This window comes from Streptomyces sp. NPDC050416 (genome assembly GCF_044458845.1).
GTDB lineage: Bacteria > Actinomycetota > Actinomycetes > Streptomycetales > Streptomycetaceae > Streptomyces.
Genome location: NZ_JBITII010000009.1, coordinates 49,822 through 63,740 on the forward strand (window position 1 = coordinate 49,822; position 13,919 = coordinate 63,740).

Here is a 13,919-nt window from a genome sequence, read left to right on the forward strand (position 1 = left end):
TGGTTAGCATGGCTGGGTTGACGCCGACCACGGACGGGGGCCTGCACGACCATGGGACATGGTGCCTCGCGGCTCCGACGGCTCGTCCACGAAGTCGCCAAGTTCGGCGCGGTGGGCGGTGCCGGGGTGCTCGTCAACCTCCTCGTGTTCAACCTGGTGCGGCACGTCACCGACCTCCCGGTGGTGCGCGCGAGCGTCATCGCGACGGTCGTGGCGATCGTCTTCAACTACGTCGGCTTCCGCTACTTCACCTACCGCGACCGCGACAAGAGCCGCCGTACGCGGGAAATGAGCCTGTTCCTGCTGTTCAGCGCGGTCGGCCTGGTCATCGAGAACGGCATCCTGTACGCGGCCACGTACGGCTTCGGCTGGGACACCCCCCTGCAGAACAACATCTTCAAGTTCCTCGGCATCGGCGTCGCCACGCTGTTCCGCTTCTGGTCGTACCGCAGCTGGGTGTTCCGCGCCCTCCCGGCCCGTGAGGCGGTGGCGGACGCGGAATCGATCCTGAAGGACGAGCGGGCCAGGCGGTCGCGGAGCAATCAGCGGGTGCCGTAAGCCGTCGTGGGACGCGTCAGCGGATCATCGGCTCGTCCTGGCCGCCGTGGGACTTCCCGACGGGCGTGCGGGACAGGAACAGGGCGAACACCGGCGGCTTGGTCTGGAGCATCTCCAGGCGGCCGCCATCCGCTTCCGCCAGGTCGCGGGCCACGGCCAGGCCGATGCCCGTGGAGTTGCGGCCGCTGATGGCCCGCTCGAAGATCCGGGCGCCGAGATCGGCGGGGACCCCGGGGCCCTCGTCCGTGACCTCGATGACGGCCTGGTTGCCGGTGACGCGGGTGCGCAGCGCCACCGTGCCGCCGCCGTGCATCAGGGAGTTCTCGATCAGCGCGGCCAGCACCTGCGCGACCGCTCCCGGTGTGCCGACGGCCTCGAGGTGCCGCTTGCCGGAGCTGACGATCGCCCGGCCCGCGCTGCGGTAGGCGGGGCGCCACTCGGCGAGCTGCTGCTGGATGACCTCGTCGAGGTCGAAGGTGACGGCGGAGCCGGTGCGCGGGTCGCGGGAGTTCGTCAGCAGCCGCTCCACGACGTCCGTCAGCCGCTCGACCTGCGTCAGCGCGATCGTCGCCTCTTCCTTCACCGTGTCCGGGTCGTCGGTGAGGGTGATCTCCTCCAGCCGCATGGACAGGGCGGTGAGCGGCGTCCGCAGCTGGTGGGAGGCGTCCGCGGCCAGCCGCCGCTCGGCGGTGAGCATGCGCGCGATGCGCTCGGCCGAGCCGTCCAGTACGTCCGCGACCCGGTCCAGCTCGGGCACGCCGTACCGCTTGTGCCGGGGTCGCGGATCGCCCGAGCCGAGCCGCTCGGCCGTCTCCGCCAGGTCGGTCAGCGGCGACGCCAGCCGGTTCGCCTGGCGCACCGCCAGCAGCACCGCGGCCACCACGGCGAGCAGCGCGACCAGCGCGATGATCAGCAGAGTGCGGCCGACCTCGCGGGTCACCGAGGAGCGCGGCTCCTGGACGGTGACCGTCTCACCCTCCTCGCCGGGCGCGCTGGCGCTGATGACGTCACCGGTCGGCTTGGTGCCGACCTCGATGGGCGCTTCCCCGGGGATCCGGATCACCGCGTAGTAACGGTTCTGCGTGATCTGGTCGCGCAGTACCTCCGCGTCGACCTGCTGCGCCCCGAAGAGCCGGCTGTCGACGATGCTGGCCAGCCGGACCGCCTCGGACTCCACCCGCTCCTGGGCGCTGTTGCTGATCGTCCTGGTCTCGACGATGACGAGGGAGACCCCGAAGACGGCGATCACGACGAGCACCACGGCGAGCGTGGACTGGATCAGTCGGCGGCGCATGTCCCGTTACCCGTGCCTACCCGTGCCTGCCCCGCGGCTCAGCTCTTCTCGAATCGGAAGCCCACGCCGCGCACCGTGGCGATGTACCGGGGGTTGGCCGCGTCGTCGCCGAGCTTCTTGCGCAGCCAGGAGATGTGCATGTCGAGGGTCTTGGTCGACGACCACCAGGTGGTGTCCCAGACCTCGCGCATCAGCTGGTCGCGGGTGACGACCCGGCCCGCGTCGCGCACCAGCACCCGCAGCAGGTCGAACTCCTTGGCGGTGAGCTGGAGCTCCTCCTCGCCCATCCAGGCGCGGTGCGACTCGACGTCGATCCGCACGCCGTGGGTGGCGGGCGGCTGCTGCGGCTCGGTGGCGCCGCGGCGCAGCAGGGCGCGGACGCGGGCCAGCAGCTCGGCGAGCCGGAACGGCTTGGTGACGTAGTCGTCGGCGCCCGCGTCGAGCCCGACGACGGTGTCCACCTCGTCGGCGCGCGCGGTCAGGATGAGGATCGGGATGCTGTGGCCTTCGCCCCGCAGGCGGCGGGCCACCTCCAGACCGTCCATGCCGGGCAGACCCAGGTCGAGCACGACCAGGTCGACGCCACCCTGCATTCCGGCGTCGAGCGCCGTGGGTCCGTCCTCACGCACCTCGACCTCGTAGCCCTCCCGGCGCAGAGCACGGGCGAGAGGCTCCGAGATGGACGCGTCGTCCTCGGCGAGCAGTACACGGGTCATGAGGTGATGGTAGTCCCGCAAGCCCCTGAGCTGGGGTGTGACCGGAAGCCTTGATTCTTACCCGCGGCACACCCGTTTCTTACGAACTGCGGGTAGGTGCTCAGACCTCTGCCTGTGGGGTGCGATCCTGGTAAGGACCATGGAAATAGGGCTTGCGGTTCCCCTGAAACCTGTGATCCGTGTCTCAAGTCCTTCCATATACGGCGGTGTCCTGCCGTATGGTGAATCAACGCCTGTAGCACCATGGCGACCTTCGGAGGCCGTTTGCCCCTGGAGGTCTCTTTTGTGTGCGGGTCTGTGCGTGGGCCGGCTCGCCGGCCCCCCGGACCTGAAACGACCTGTGGCCGGGCCTCCTCGTGCGGATACGCGCGTAGAGGCGTGGATCCCGGTGGCGACCGCCCGCCGCTCCGTGACCCGGAGCGGACCCCCGTAGGCGTCGGGCGGACGGCCGTACGAACCGGTGCCGGCAGCTCCCCCCGGGCGCACCCACCGCTGCTGCGGAGCGCGTCCCGACCAGCAAGGAACGATCATGGCGTCCAGCCTGACGAAGGACTCGGCCCGCCCGGACATCCCCGGCTCCGAGAAGACCTTCTTCGGCCACCCCCGCGGACTGGCCACTCTGTTCATGACCGAGATGTGGGAGCGGTTCAGCTTCTACGGCATGCGGGCCCTGCTCGTCGTGTACCTGCTCTCCGGCGGGCCCGACGCCAAGAAGGGCAGCATGGGCGGCGGGCTCGGGATGGACCTCGCCACCACCACGGCGATCTACTCGGTGTACCTGTCGATGGTGTACCTGCTCGCCATGCCCGGCGGCTGGCTCGGCGACCGGGTCTGGGGCCCGCGCAAGACCGTGGCGATCGCGGCCGTCACGATCATGGCCGGTCACCTGGTGCTGGCCCTGCCCGGCGGCCAGGCGCCCTTCTTCGCGGGTCTGGCCCTGGTGGCACTGGGCTCGGGCCTGCTCAAGGCCAACATCTCCACCATGGTCGGCCACCTCTACGACGGCCCGGAGGACCCGCGCCGTGACGGCGGCTTCACGATCTTCTACATGGGCATCAACATGGGTGCCTTCTTCGCGCCGCTGATCATCGGCACGGTCGGCCAGCAGGTGAGCTGGCACCTCGGCTTCGGTCTGGCCGCGGTCGGTATGGGCATCGGCCTCGTGGCCTTCCTCGTCGGCACCCGGAACCTGAGCCCGCAGAGCAGCGTCGTGCCCAAGCCGCTGGCGGCCGAGGAGCGCGCGTCCTGGCTGCGCAAGGGCCTGCTCTGGCTGGCCGTCGCGGCGGTCTTCTACGGCGTCGTCGGCCTCACCGGCCACTTCACCCTCAATTGGGCGATGATCCCGCTCACGGTGATCGGTCTGGTCATTCCGGCCGGTGTGCTGATCCGCATCAAGCGGGACAAGGAGCTCAGCGACGTCGAGCAGTCGAAGATGACCGGCTACATCTGGTTCTTCGTCGCGGCCGCCGCCTTCTGGATGATCTACGACCAGGGCGGTTCCACGGTCCAGGCGTTCGGTGAGACGAAGGCCTCCGGCTCGCTGCTCGGCTTCGACTTCCCGTCGTCCTGGTACCAGTCGCTGAACCCGGTGTTCATCATGGCCCTGGCTCCGGTCTTCGCCTGGTTCTGGCTGTGGCTGAACCGCAAGGGCAAGGAGCCGAGCACCGTCGCCAAGTTCGCCGCGGCCCTGTTCTTCATCGGCGTCTCGTTCTTCTTCTTCCTGCTGCCGCTGGGCATGGCCGGCGGTGACACGCTGGTCAGCCCGATGTGGCTGGTGGGCATCTACCTGATCCAGACCGTCGGTGAGCTGTGCCTCTCGCCGGTCGGCCTGTCGGTGACGACGAAGATGGCCCCGGCCAAGTACGCCAGCCAGATGATGGGCGTCTGGTTCCTCGCGGTCACGGCGGGCGACTCGGTGACGGGTCTGCTCTCCAACCCGGCCGTCGGGGGCGTCGACCTGAGCGGCACGGGCGCGGTCGCGGCCGAGGCGGTCCTCGCCGCCCTGGCGGGTGGCGCGGTGTACATGTACCGCAGGAAGGTCAAGGCGCTGATGGGCGACGTCCACTGAGGCGTCCCGCCGGGCCCTGAGGAACGGGCCGCCGCACCTTCGAGGTGCGGCGGCCCTTCTCGTGTCCTTGTCCGATGACCTCCTCCGATGACCTTGTCCGGCGTCCTTGTCTCATGTCCTCGTGGAGCTCGGCGGTTCGGCGTCCGGGGAGACCCACGGCAGGGCCGGGGGCCGGCGGGTGACGGGCAAGCGCAGGCGCAGGCGGCGGCGGGGCGGGCGGGCCGCGTGCACGGCGTGGCGGGGGCGGGCGTGGTCCACGACGGCCAGGCCGGCACGGAACAGCGCCGCCGGGACGACCATGCAGACGAGGACCCAGAACAGGGTCACGCCCCAGGGGCGGCCCACGCCCCAGGGGTGCTCGGCGAGGATCTTGCCGCCGTACTTGAGGGACACGGTGTAGTCGCCGTGCGCCCCGGCCGCGAGCCGCAGGGGGAGTTCGATGCGGGCCTTGCCTCCGGGCCGGATCGTGCCGCGCCAGCGCTGGTCCTGCCACTGCGGGGCGAACACGCCGTGGGAGGTGCCGACCTGGAAGACGGGGTCCTTAACGGGGGACGTCCCGACGTTCCCCACGGTGACCACGAGTGTCCGGGCGGGCGGGGAGCCGAACCAGGTCAGCAGCCCGCCGGAGCCCCGCAGCCGGGTGTCCGCGAGCAGGGAAAGCCGCCCGCCGGCCCGGTCGGCGGACAGCGGCTCGACCGCGTGCCCGGCGACTCGGAGGACCGCGTCGGCCTCGGCCCCCGCCCCCGTCACCGTGGCCACGTGCACCACGCAGGGGCACGGCACGGGCGGCTCCACGACGGGCAGTTCACGGCGGAAGCGCCCTTCGGCGTCGGTGGTGACGGCCCGGCCGTCGGCGTTGGCGCAGGAGTTGGTGCCGCCGGTCACGCCCCGGGACGGCTCGGCCTGCCCGCAGACCAGCAGCGTCAGCAGGGCACGCGGACGCCAGCCGCTGCCGGTGACGATGACCGAGCCGCCCGTCCCGGCCTGGGCCCTGGACAGCTCGACGACCGGTCGGTCCGCCGCCCCGGCGGGCCCGGCGCCCACCAGACCCAGCGGGAGCACCAGCAGGAGGGGCAGGACGAGGGACAGCAGGAGACGCGGTGACAGGTGCGGGACACGGGCGACGGACGGCATCACGTACGGCATCGTCTGCATCGGCGGCTCCAGCGGTCGTGCGGGGGGTGCGGGGGTGCGCTCAGTGGCGTACTCGCGCTGTCCGGTGACGTCGTGTCAGCCACAGGGCGCCCGCCGCGCCGGCGAGCAGGACGGTTCCGCCCAGGGTGCCGAGGGCTACGGCCGAGTCCTCCGGGCCGGTCTGCGGGAGCTCGTCGCCGGAGCCGGATCCCGCGTTGGAGCCGCCGCCCTGGGTGGAGCCGGTGGCACCGCCGCCGCTCGTGGCCGTGACGTCGAGGGTCAGGGACGGGCCAGGGTCGTTCGTCGGCGTGCACGTGGTCGTCGTGCCGAGCGCCTTGATGGTGAGCACGCCGGCCGTGAAGGAGACCTCGCCGCTCTTCTTCGGCGTGTACGTGCCGCTCAGGTCGTTGATCTTGATCGGCGTGTTGGCGGGGATCGCGGCGTCGTTGGCGGGGCCGGTCACCGCCAGGGTGCCGCTGTCCGCGCCGCCCAGGGCGATGGTGGCGCTCGGGGTCATCGCGCCCTTGCCCAGTTCGACCGGGCTGGAGGAGACGCCCTTCTGCCAGGACATGGTGATCCGGTAGCCGCTGCCGCTCTTGACACCCTTGATGTCGATGGGCGAGACGGCGCTCTTGTCGCCGATCGGCGTCTTGCACTGGTAGTTGACGTCGACGACCTCGGCCCGGGCCGTGGGGGCGGCGATCAACACCGCCGAGCCGGCCAGGGCCGCGGCGGACGCGAGCGCGGCGGTTCGATTCCGGTACGACACGGAGCCGCTCCCCTTCCTGTTTCCTGACGGTGCATCAGATCGGGCCGTCAAGGTACGCCCGGGGCGTTGAGGAAGGAAGACACAGTGCGCGCCGGATCTGTGGCGATCCGGAGTGGGGGGCGGGGAGGGGGATGTGCGGCGGAGGTTCGGTGAGGGCGGGCGGGCGGGCGGCCGGGCAGGCACCCAGCGGGGCAGTTGTCACGCGGGGCAGTGGTGCAGCCGTCACGCGGGGCAGTTGTGCAGCCGGGCGACGTGCAGCCACCGGCGAACTGCCCGCTCAGCCCTTCACCCGAACGGCCGTACGAGGAGAGCCGGGAGTCCGCACCCGTCCGGTCACCCGGACAGCCGAAGCCGCGCCCGGTCGTTCACCTACGGGGTGCACGGCCCGTACTGCGGTCGATCACCTACGGAGTGCGCGGGCCGTAACGCGGTCGGCCACCCGAGACCCAGCCGAAGCCGCGGACGCAGCCGCACGGTCACCCGGAAAACGGCCGAAGCCCCACCCCGACGGCCCCCGGGAAATCCGAAGCCCGCCCCGGACGGGCGCCCAGGAAACAGCCCGAGCTCGCCCCGGACGGGCATCCAGGAACAGCCGAAGCCACCGCCACCCGGCGCGCTCGCAGCGCCCCGGATCGGCCAAGGCGGCTCCGGATCAGGCAGGAGCTCCCAGTTCGGCCCACACCGTCTTGCCGGCGAGGCCCGGCGTGCGGACGACGCCCCAGTCCAGGCACAGCCGCTGGACGATGAACATGCCGTGACCGCCGGGGCGGCCGGCCCGGTGCGGGGTGCGGGGCGACGGCTGACCCGTACCCCGGTCGGCGACCTCGATGCGGATCACCTTGTTGTCGCAGGTGATCCACAGCTGGTCCGGCCCCTCGGCGTGCAGACAGGCGTTGGTGACCAGCTCGGAGACGACGAGCAGGACGTCCTCGGCGGCGGCCCGCTGGTCGGCCGAGGCGGCCGGCAGCCAGCCCCACGCGTACAGCGCCTGGCGGGCGAAGTCGCGGGCGAGCGGGACGACACCGCTGGCACCGTCGAAGCTCAGCCGCCGCACCTGCCGGCCCCCCGGCGGTGCCGCGGCTCCGGACGGCGCGGCCACGCCCTCGCCGGACGCATCGCCCGCCGGTACGCCACCCTGGGACGCCCCGGAAGCGCCGCTGGGCTCCGGCCCGCGGTCGCCCGGCGAGTAGGGCCGGGTGGTGCTCATCAGCGCTTCACCTCACCGATTCACCAGTTCACGATTCAGAAAATTCACTGCACAGTCAGTCACGCAGTGCGCGGCACGACGGTTTCGCGGCGCCCCCGCCGCCCTGGCGGCCGACCGTTTCACGATGTCTCCTGCCCGGGCGGCTCGGGGGAACACCCCCGTATTCGGCGCGAAAGACGCGACGGGGGCGGGATACCGGTCACAGAGGGATGGCCGAGGCTCGGCGCGCCGACACACCGCGGCTCAGCCCGACTCGTCGGCCAGGGCCGCCTCGAGCGTGTCATGGACGCGGAAGACCGCATCCGCGCCAGTGATCTCGAACACGCGCGCTACCACCGGCTGCATCCCGGCGAGTGTCACGCCACCGCCCGCGGCCTCGGCCTTCAGGCGGGCGCCCAGGAGCACGTTGAGCCCCGTGGAGTCGCAGAACTCCAGCCGCGCGCAGTCGATGACCAAGCGCTTGAATCCCTTGGAGAGGCAGTCGTCGAGTGGCTCACGCAACAGATCGGCGGTGTGGTGATCCAACTCACCCGCCGGGGTCACGACGGCATTAGAGCCCTCTTCCCGCACCTCCACCAGAAGCCGGCCAGACTGTGCGCTGCCGACTGTCCCGCGGTCCATGCCGTCTCTCTCTCCCGACGTCGTGACTGCTACTGACGCCCACGAACACTACGCCTTCCCTCCACGCTTCGACACCCGAACAACCGCACACAAACGGACATATGCCCACAGAACGCACTTGCGGTGGGCTCAGGGAAGCGGGTAGGCCTAGTAGGACACGTAACCGACACGGCCGGCTTTGGAGGCGCCGCACACCGCAGTGCACGTACTGGCTCCGGCAGCCATATGCCGAGAACGATGGAGGACACCATGTCACCCCGGCTCGACGCATCGCGTACCCACAAAGCGACGTCGACACCCCCTCCGGAACATCTGGATCCCATCGAGCAGGTTGAGATGCTCGTCACACAGGACGACCTTCTCGCCGGACTTCCGGACATCCCCCCGTACGAGGAAGTCGACGCGGTCGACGCACGGGCCCTGTCCAAGACCCTCTTCGAGCGCCTGGAGTCGCTGGAGGAAGGCACCCACGAGTACTCGTACGTCCGCAACACACTCGTCGAACTGAACCTCGCGCTGGTCAAGTTCGCCGCCTCCCGGTTCCGCTCCCGCAGCGAGCCGATGGAGGACATCATCCAGGTCGGCACCATCGGCCTGATCAAGGCGATCGACCGCTTCGAGCTGTCCCGGGGTGTCGAGTTCCCCACGTTCGCGATGCCGACCATCGTCGGCGAGATCAAGCGCTTCTTCCGCGACACCTCGTGGTCCGTGCGCGTTCCGCGGCGGCTCCAGGAGCTGCGGCTCGACCTGGCCAAGGCCGGTGACGAGCTGGCCCAGAAGCTGGACCGCGCCCCGACGGTGACGGAACTGGCCGAGCGCCTCGGCATCTCCAACGACGAGGTCGTCGAGGGCATGGCCGCGTCGAACGCCTACACCGCCTCCTCGCTGGACGCCCAGCCGGAGGAGGACGACTCCGAGGGCGCGCTCGCGGACCGCATCGGCTACGAGGACCACGGGCTCGAAGGCATCGAGTACGTCGAGTCGTTGAAGCCGCTGATCGCCGAACTTCCGCCGCGCGACCGGAAGATCCTGTCGCTGCGCTTCGTCGCGGGCATGACCCAGTCGGAGATCGGCGAGGAACTGGGCATCTCCCAGATGCACGTGTCGCGTCTGCTCTCCCGGACGCTGGTACGGCTGCGCAAGGGGCTCACTGTCGAGGAGTGATCCTCACCGGGTGATCGTGTCCTTCGGGGGCGGGCCGCAGGGCCCGCCCCCAGGCGCGTGCCGCCGGCCCCCTACCAGGGGTTCAGGATCAGCGCGGCCGTCGGGGCGAGCGGGGCCGCCAGGCTCAGCAGCCAGTACCTGCGCGGAGTGAGGGCCGTCCGGCGCCGCAGCGGCAGGTTGGCGAGCCACCAGATCAGGCCGTACAGCGTGACGACGGGGACGACGATCACGAGCCAGAGGGCCATGCCGTCGTTCTCCGTCGGTTCCCGCACGGTCCAGCCGAGCTCGGCGAGCGGCCAGTTCACCACGAGGTACCACAGCAGCCAGAACGGCACCACGCCCGGGACTCCGAGCAGCACGTTCACCAGCAGTGGTGCCGACCAATGCCTCGCCATCCGTCCCCGCCCTCCGCCGGTGCCGGTCGTCCGCCGGCGCCCCGCCGCATTGTCCCGGAGCCGACGGTCACACCACCCGCTCTCCGCGCCGCCAGACTCCGGTGACCAGCGGGACACCCGGCCGGTAGGCCAGGTGGACGTGGCTCGGGGCGTCGAGAAGCGTCAGGTCGGCGTACGCGCCCGGGGTGAGGCGGCCGACGTCGGTGCGGCGGAGGGCCGCGGCGCCGCCCGCCGTGGCCGACCAGACGGCCTCGTCCGGGGTCATGCCCATGTCCCGTACGGCGAGCGCGATGCAGAACGGGACGGACGAGGTGAACGACGAGCCCGGGTTGCAGTCCGTGGACAGGGCCACGGTCACGCCCGCGTCGAGGAGACGGCGGGCATCCGGCCACTCGGCGCGGGTGGAGAACTCGGCGCCGGGCAGGAGGGTGGCGACCGTGCGGCTGTTCGCCAGCGCGTCGACGTCCTCGTCCGTCAGGTGGGTGCAGTGGTCGGCGCTGGCCGCGTCGAGTTCGACCGCCAGTCGCACGCCGGGGCCGTAGGAGAGCTGGTTGGCGTGGATACGGGGGTGCAGGCCGCGTGCCTTGCCGGCGGTGAGGATCGCGCGGGCCTGGTCGCCGTCGAAGGCGCCCCGCTCGCAGAAGACGTCGATCCAGCGGGCGTGCGGGGCGCAGGCGTCGAGCATCTCGCCGGTGACGAGGTCGACGTAGGCGGCCGGGTCGTCGGCGAACTCGGGGGCGACGATGTGGGCGCCGAGGTAGGTGACCTCGTCGGTGTGGCGGGCGGCGACGCGCAGGGCGCGGGCCTCGTCGCGGGTCGTGAGGCCGTAGCCCGACTTCGTCTCGAACGTGGTGGTGCCCTGGCGGAGGGCCTCGGCGAGGTAACGGGTGACGTTGGCTTCGAGTTCCTCGTCCGTCGCGGCGCGGGTGGCCGCGACGGTCGTGCGGATGCCGCCCGCGCTGTACGGCCGCCCCGACATCCGGGCGTTGAACTCCTGCGTCCGGTCGCCCGCGAAGACGAGGTGGGAGTGGGAGTCGACGAAGCCGGGGAGGACCGCGCGGCCGCCGGCGTCGACCCGATTGTCAGTGGCGGGTGCTTTGCTTTGATCACCGGTCCACGCGATGCGGTCGCCTTCGATGACGACGGCCGCGTCCTGGACCAGTCCGAGGGGGGATCCGTCACCGAGGGAGGGGTCGTTGGTGACCAGGGCGGCGATGTTGGTGATGAGCGTGCTTGCGGTGCTCGCGGAGTGGGCGGGGCTGACGGTCGTCGCGTTGCTCATGGCGTCCTTGGTGGCCTGGTCGGCGGTGGGTTCGGGTGCGGGGGCCGGCCGCTCGCAGGAGCGGTCCGGGGTCATCCGCGCAGGGCGTCGACGGCGTCCGCGAGGGCTCGTGGCACGTCCGGTACGAGCGAGTGGACCCCGTCCCGTACGACGTGCCGGCCTGCCACGACCGTATGCGACACGTCTGCTGCCGACGCGGCGAATACGGCCGTCTCGGCCCCGAGCCGCGGAAGCGGCCCTGCCGTCCTGACCGAGTCGAGCGCGATCGTCGTGAAGTCGGCGAGCGCGCCGGGCTCCAGGGCCCCCGCGTCCTGCCAGCCGAGTGCCGCGTGCCCGTCCGCCGAGGCCGCCCGCAGGAGCGCCGCCGCCGTCCAGTGGCCTCGGGTACGGGTGCGCAGGCGCTCGTTCAGCTCCATGGCCCGCGCCTCTTCGAGCAGGTCGATCACGGCGTGGCTGTCGGAGCCGAGACAGAGCGGCGAGCCCGCCTGCTGCAGGGCGACGGCGGGCCCGATGCCGTCGGCGAGGTCCCGCTCGGTGGTGGGGCACATGCAGGTGCCGGTGCCGGTGCCGCCGATGAGGGAGATGTCCTCGGCGGTCAGGTGGGTGTTGTGGACGCCGGTGGTGCGCGGGCCGAGCACGCCGTGGTCGGCGAGCAGCCGGGTGGGGGTGCGGCCGTGGGCCTCCCGGCAGGCGTCGTTCTCGGCCGTCTGTTCCGACAGGTGCACATGGAGCGGGGCCCGCCGCTCCTCGGCCCACCGGGCGACGGTCGCCAGCTGGTCGGCGGGCACGGCCCGCACGGAGTGGATCGCCGCTCCGATCCGCGCGTGATCCCGTTCCTTGAGAACTGAACAGCGTTCGGCCCAGGCGTCCGCCGTGCCGTCGGAGAAGCGGAGCTGAGGGGTAGTGGGCGGCTGCCCGAAGCCGGAGGAGAGGTAGGCGGTGTCGAGGAGGGTGATGCGGATCCCGGCTTCGGCGGCGGCCGCGATCAGGGCCTCGCCCATCGCGTTGGGGTCGGCGTAGGGGGTGCCGCCGGGGGCGTGGTGGACGTAGTGGAACTCGCCGACCGCCGTGATGCCGGCCAGGGCCATCTCGGCGTATGTCGCACGGGCCAGCGAGAAGTACGTGTCGGGGGTGAGTCTGTCGGCAACGGCGTACATGACGTCTCGCCAGGCCCAGAATGATTCAGGCGCCCGCTCGCCGTCTTCACCGCTTTGTCCCTGCCGACGCGGGGGTTGTCCGGTGCCCGAGCCCACCTGCACGGTGCCGCGAAGAGCGCGGTGGAAGGCGTGGCTGTGGGCGTTGGCGAGGCCGGGGAGGGTGAGGCCGCGCAGGACCTCGGCGCCCGGGGTCGGGGCGGGGGTGCCCGCGTGGACGGCGGCGATGCGGCCGTCCCGGACGTCCAGGGCCACGCCCGGCTCAACGTGCGTGCCGAGCCAGGCGTGCTCCAGCCAGTACGTGCGCGTGGCTGCTGTGGTCACCTGCACGCCAGTCCTTCCAGTACGTCGGCGAGTGCGAGTACCCCGGCGACGCAGTCGTCCTCGGTGGCGGACTCGGCCGGTGAGTGGGAGACGCCGGTGGGGTTGCGCACGAACAGCATGGCGGTCGGGATGCTCCCGGACAGGATCCCGGCGTCGTGTCCGGCACCGGTGCCCAGGACGGGGACGGTGAGGCCGGTGTCCTTGCCGAGGATGCGGCCGAGTTCGTCGCGCAGGGCGTGGTCGAACTCGACGACGGGCGTGAACGACTCGCGCACGACGGCGAGATCGACACCGTGGGCGGCGGCGTACTCCCCTGCCGCCTTCTCGACGCCGGCGACCACGGCGTCCAGGCTGTCCTGGTCGGCGGCGCGCGAGTCGAGCCAGCCGCGCACCAGGGAGGGGATGGCGTTGACGCCGTTCGGCTCGACGGCGATCTTCCCGAACGTGGCGACCGCACCGGCCAGTTCGGCCTCGCGGCGGGCGGCGAGGACCGTCTCCGCGTAGGACAGCATGGGGTCGCGCCGGTCGGCGAGCCGGGTGGTGCCGGCGTGGTTGGCCTCGCCCCGGAAGTCGAACCGCCACCGGCCGTGCGGCCAGATCGCGCTGGCGATGCCGACCCGGTCGCCGGACAGGTCGAGGGCCCGGCCCTGCTCGACGTGCAGTTCGACGAAGGCGCCGATGCGGGCGAGCCGCTCGGGGTCGGGCCCGATGGCCTCCGGGTCGTATCCGGCGGCCTCCATGGCCCGGGGCAGAGTCACGCCCTCGCCGTCGGTGAGCCGGTGCGCCTGTTCGCGGGTGAGCTGCCCGGCGGTGAGCCGGGACCCTACACAGGCGAGCCCGAACCGGGCGCCCTCCTCGTCACCGAAGTTCACGATGCCGAGGGGGCGGGTGAACTGCGCGCCCCGGGCGCGCAGTTCGTCCAGCGCGGCGAAGGCGGACACGACTCCGAGGGGGCCGTCGAAGGCGCCGCCGTCCGGCACGGAGTCCAGATGCGACCCGGTGACGACGGCGTCCCCGACGGCGGGGTCACCGAGCCAGGCCCACTGGTTTCCGTTCCGGTCGACCTCGTGGATGAGGCCTCGGGTCTGCGCCTGGGTTTCGAACCAGGCCCGGCAGTCACCGTCGACACCGGTCCAGGCGAATCGGCGGTAGCCGTCGGAGGCGGGGTGGCGGCCGATGGGGAGCAGGTCGCGCCACATCTGGTGGAAGGAGGAGCCACCAGTCGAACCCGCA

At 71.7% G+C, this 13,919-nt stretch carries 13 protein-coding genes; 3 read left to right on the plus strand and 10 right to left on the minus strand.

All coding sequences use genetic code 11. The features are described from left to right. Nucleotides 1-51 precede the first annotated feature (51 nt). Nucleotides 52-558, plus strand: a complete 507-nt coding sequence (locus ACIBL4_RS26540) for a GtrA family protein (protein ID WP_399414259.1) — start codon at nucleotides 52-54, stop codon at nucleotides 556-558. Nucleotides 559-574: 16 nt separating this feature from the next. Here the strand turns inward: ACIBL4_RS26540 and ACIBL4_RS26545 are convergent, their stop codons facing one another. Both ACIBL4_RS26545 and ACIBL4_RS26550 read right to left on the minus strand, forming a co-directional pair. Continuing rightward, the gene (locus ACIBL4_RS26545; RefSeq protein WP_399414261.1) at nucleotides 575-1,852 is read right to left on the minus strand and encodes an ATP-binding protein; all 1,278 of its coding nucleotides are present in this window, start codon (nucleotides 1,850-1,852) and stop codon (nucleotides 575-577) included. Between the two features lie 38 nt (nucleotides 1,853-1,890). Then, the gene (locus ACIBL4_RS26550; protein WP_399414263.1) at nucleotides 1,891-2,568 is read right to left on the minus strand and encodes a response regulator transcription factor; all 678 of its coding nucleotides are present in this window, start codon (nucleotides 2,566-2,568) and stop codon (nucleotides 1,891-1,893) included. Nucleotides 2,569-3,097: 529 nt separating this feature from the next. On the opposite strand from ACIBL4_RS26550, the gene ACIBL4_RS26555 reads away from it, so the two are divergent. Then, the gene (locus ACIBL4_RS26555) at nucleotides 3,098-4,636 is read left to right on the plus strand and encodes a peptide MFS transporter (RefSeq protein WP_399414265.1); all 1,539 of its coding nucleotides are present in this window, start codon (nucleotides 3,098-3,100) and stop codon (nucleotides 4,634-4,636) included. Nucleotides 4,637-4,747: 111 nt separating this feature from the next. On the opposite strand, the gene ACIBL4_RS26560 is transcribed toward ACIBL4_RS26555, so the two are convergent. The 4 genes from ACIBL4_RS26560 to ACIBL4_RS26575 form a co-directional block, all read right to left on the minus strand. Continuing rightward, nucleotides 4,748-5,770, minus strand: coding sequence for a hypothetical protein (locus ACIBL4_RS26560; protein ID WP_399414572.1), 1,023 nt, complete (start codon nucleotides 5,768-5,770; stop codon nucleotides 4,748-4,750). A 61-nt stretch (nucleotides 5,771-5,831) separates the two neighbouring features. After that, complete coding sequence (locus ACIBL4_RS26565) at nucleotides 5,832-6,539, minus strand: LPXTG cell wall anchor domain-containing protein (RefSeq protein WP_399414267.1); 708 nt, start codon at nucleotides 6,537-6,539, stop codon at nucleotides 5,832-5,834. 652 nt (nucleotides 6,540-7,191) lie between these two features. Next, entirely contained in the window at nucleotides 7,192-7,746 is a 555-nt protein-coding gene (locus tag ACIBL4_RS26570) for an ATP-binding protein (RefSeq protein ID WP_399414269.1), read from the minus strand. 243 nt (nucleotides 7,747-7,989) lie between these two features. After that, nucleotides 7,990-8,367, minus strand: a complete 378-nt coding sequence (locus ACIBL4_RS26575; RefSeq protein ID WP_399414271.1) for an STAS domain-containing protein — start codon at nucleotides 8,365-8,367, stop codon at nucleotides 7,990-7,992. A 249-nt stretch (nucleotides 8,368-8,616) separates the two neighbouring features. On the opposite strand from ACIBL4_RS26575, the gene ACIBL4_RS26580 reads away from it, so the two are divergent. Further along, nucleotides 8,617-9,531: an RNA polymerase sigma factor SigF gene (locus ACIBL4_RS26580; RefSeq protein WP_399414573.1), complete on the plus strand. Its 915-nt coding sequence runs from the start codon at nucleotides 8,617-8,619 to the stop codon at nucleotides 9,529-9,531. Nucleotides 9,532-9,602: 71 nt separating this feature from the next. Here the strand turns inward: ACIBL4_RS26580 and ACIBL4_RS26585 are convergent, their stop codons facing one another. The 4 genes from ACIBL4_RS26585 to ACIBL4_RS26600 form a co-directional block, all read right to left on the minus strand. Next, nucleotides 9,603-9,926 (minus strand): hypothetical protein, encoded by a 324-nt coding sequence (locus ACIBL4_RS26585; RefSeq protein WP_399414273.1) that lies wholly within the window; start codon nucleotides 9,924-9,926, stop codon nucleotides 9,603-9,605. 67 nt (nucleotides 9,927-9,993) lie between these two features. Further along, the gene (hutI, locus tag ACIBL4_RS26590) at nucleotides 9,994-11,283 is read right to left on the minus strand and encodes an imidazolonepropionase (RefSeq protein WP_399414275.1); all 1,290 of its coding nucleotides are present in this window, start codon (nucleotides 11,281-11,283) and stop codon (nucleotides 9,994-9,996) included. Further along, nucleotides 11,280-12,692 (minus strand): formimidoylglutamate deiminase, encoded by a 1,413-nt coding sequence (locus ACIBL4_RS26595; RefSeq protein WP_399414277.1) that lies wholly within the window; start codon nucleotides 12,690-12,692, stop codon nucleotides 11,280-11,282. Before ACIBL4_RS26595 ends, hutI begins: the two co-directional genes overlap by 4 nt. Next, entirely contained in the window at nucleotides 12,683-13,885 is a 1,203-nt protein-coding gene (locus ACIBL4_RS26600) for an allantoate amidohydrolase (RefSeq protein ID WP_399414574.1), read from the minus strand. The genes ACIBL4_RS26595 and ACIBL4_RS26600 overlap by 10 nt, the downstream gene beginning before the upstream one ends. Nucleotides 13,886-13,919 lie beyond the last annotated feature (34 nt).

Excerpts from the sequence above, each read along its gene's own strand:
- ACIBL4_RS26540 (WP_399414259.1), top strand. The coding sequence starts at position 52 with ATGGGACATGGTGCCTCGCGGCTCCGACGGCTCGTCCACGAAGTCGCC.
- ACIBL4_RS26545 (WP_399414261.1), bottom strand. The coding sequence starts at position 1,852 with ATGCGCCGCCGACTGATCCAGTCCACGCTCGCCGTGGTGCTCGTCGTG.
- ACIBL4_RS26550 (WP_399414263.1), bottom strand. The coding sequence starts at position 2,568 with ATGACCCGTGTACTGCTCGCCGAGGACGACGCGTCCATCTCGGAGCCT.
- ACIBL4_RS26555 (WP_399414265.1), top strand. The coding sequence starts at position 3,098 with ATGGCGTCCAGCCTGACGAAGGACTCGGCCCGCCCGGACATCCCCGGC.
- ACIBL4_RS26560 (WP_399414572.1), bottom strand. The coding sequence starts at position 5,770 with ATGCCGTCCGTCGCCCGTGTCCCGCACCTGTCACCGCGTCTCCTGCTG.
- ACIBL4_RS26570 (WP_399414269.1), bottom strand. The coding sequence starts at position 7,746 with ATGAGCACCACCCGGCCCTACTCGCCGGGCGACCGCGGGCCGGAGCCC.
- ACIBL4_RS26575 (WP_399414271.1), bottom strand. The coding sequence starts at position 8,367 with ATGGACCGCGGGACAGTCGGCAGCGCACAGTCTGGCCGGCTTCTGGTG.
- ACIBL4_RS26580 (WP_399414573.1), top strand. The coding sequence starts at position 8,617 with ATGTCACCCCGGCTCGACGCATCGCGTACCCACAAAGCGACGTCGACA.
- ACIBL4_RS26585 (WP_399414273.1), bottom strand. The coding sequence starts at position 9,926 with ATGGCGAGGCATTGGTCGGCACCACTGCTGGTGAACGTGCTGCTCGGA.
- hutI (WP_399414275.1), bottom strand. The coding sequence starts at position 11,283 with ATGACCCCGGACCGCTCCTGCGAGCGGCCGGCCCCCGCACCCGAACCC.
- ACIBL4_RS26600 (WP_399414574.1), bottom strand. The coding sequence starts at position 13,885 with ATGTGGCGCGACCTGCTCCCCATCGGCCGCCACCCCGCCTCCGACGGC.